The organism is Pseudoalteromonas sp. Z1A6, from assembly GCF_011378745.1.
GTDB classification, from domain to species: Bacteria; Pseudomonadota; Gammaproteobacteria; order Enterobacterales; family Alteromonadaceae; genus Pseudoalteromonas; species Pseudoalteromonas arctica.
The window spans coordinates 1-1,610 of sequence record NZ_WTKW01000557.1 but is presented as its reverse complement, the minus strand read 5'-3'; the positions used below and the strand labels follow the sequence as shown (position 1 = coordinate 1,610).

Here is a 1,610-nt window from a genome sequence, read left to right as displayed (position 1 = left end):
TAAAAAAGCACCTTAGGTGCTTTTTTATCTCGGGTGCGGTGTCCTTTGAATATTGAAAAGTCAGCAACCTCTTAATTAACTACGGTATTTTGGTCGATAATTATCGACCCACAAACGTGTTGCACCACACACAGCTACAGGCATAACTATTAAGTTTACAAAGGGTATAGCCGTTAATAACATAACAGCAAAACCAAACCCGTATGATAAACCTTGCTTAGATTTTAAATCGTCTTTCATCTGCTTAAAGCCAATTTTATGGTTATCAAACGCATAGTCTTCATACTGCACCGCGTACATCCAACAGGTAAACAAAACCCATAGTATTTGGCCAATGACAGGTAAAACCCAAAGTAGTATGAAAAAACCAATAGCGCGAGGAAGGTAATAACATAATTTTTTCCACTCACGGCCAAGCATTCTAGGCACATCTTTTAATAAATCGGCAAAGCCGTCATCATTAATTTTTTGACCCGTTAAATAAAGCTCAACTTTTTCGCTTAATAAAGCATTAAAGGGGGCTGCAATAAAATTAGTGATGACTGTAAAGAGCATACTATAGCTAAATAGCACGACTAATACTGCAATTGGCCACATTAGCCATTCAAGCCAGCTTAACCATTCTGGTAGCATGTTGTTAATGTAGCTAAAGCTATCACTTAACCATCCAAACAAGAAAAACAACGAACTACCAAACAGCAAAATATTAATTAAAAGCGGGATAAGTACAAAACGCTTTAACCCCTTTTGGCTAATTAATTTAAATCCTGAAAAAAAATATTCCATACCTTGTGTGATCTGCACTGTAACCTCAAAAAATATTCACCATTAGTGACAGTATAAATAGCTTAATAATTTTAAACAGTATTTTTAGGTAACAAAGTGTTTAAGTTAAGTAATAACAACGGCCAGTTTACTATTTTTTTCTCCCAGCTTAATAAGCGACAATTAGTTTACAAGCTTTATACATTGGCTCTATGGCGTAACCAGGCGCTAACTTACCTTGATTTTTTGGTAGTGCAAAGCGTACTATAGCTGATCTAGCCACTCTAGGCTTAGGCATCGTTTTGATGCATTGTGGAGAAATTAGTAAAGTTGCTGCGTCAGTGCGTTGCAAAAATAAAGGGTATAAATAGTGATGTACAAAAATCAGGAAGTAATTTTACGATTGCGCGCTAATATTCCAGCGTTTGAATGCGTAAAAGGATGCCACGACTGCTGCGGGCCAGTAACAACGTCTTCAGAGGAAATGTCGCGCTTACCGGTAAAAACAGATGCGGAGCATGAAGCGGCGTTAAACGAGTTCAATTGTGTGCATCTTGGCCCCAATGGCTGCACTGTATATGATGAGCGCCCATTAATTTGTCGCTTATTTGGTACTACGCCAAGAATGCCTTGCCCGAATGATCGTCGACCAGATGAGCCTGTTGACCCTAAAATTGAGCGCGAAGTACATCACTTTATAGCAAACACGCGTCAAGTATTAGTGTAAGTATCGTATTTATTAAAGTAATAGGCGCTTATTAAGCGCTTTTTTATGTGTGTTATACGCGTTGCTAATAATTTAAAAACTATCAATAAATTTACCCAAAATATTATCTTAGTTATTT

Annotated in this window: 2 protein-coding genes; one reads left to right on the top strand and one right to left on the bottom strand. The window is 37.3% G+C overall.

What is annotated here, in order from left to right; translation table 11 throughout:
* Positions 1 to 75: 75 nt before the first annotated feature.
* Positions 76 to 804, bottom strand: a complete 729-nt coding sequence (cysZ, locus tag GQR46_RS19440) for a sulfate transporter CysZ (RefSeq protein WP_165742180.1) — start codon at positions 802 to 804, stop codon at positions 76 to 78.
* Between the two features lie 334 nt (positions 805 to 1,138).
* Between cysZ and GQR46_RS19435 the strand changes: the two genes are divergently transcribed.
* Positions 1,139 to 1,492 (top strand): YkgJ family cysteine cluster protein, encoded by a 354-nt coding sequence (locus GQR46_RS19435; RefSeq protein ID WP_011327756.1) that lies wholly within the window; start codon positions 1,139 to 1,141, stop codon positions 1,490 to 1,492.
* Positions 1,493 to 1,610: the final 118 nt, after the last annotated feature.

Coding starts and splice junctions, on each gene's coding strand:
- GQR46_RS19435 (WP_011327756.1), top strand. CDS start 1,139: ATGTACAAAAATCAGGAAGTAATTTTACGATTGCGCGCTAATATTCCA.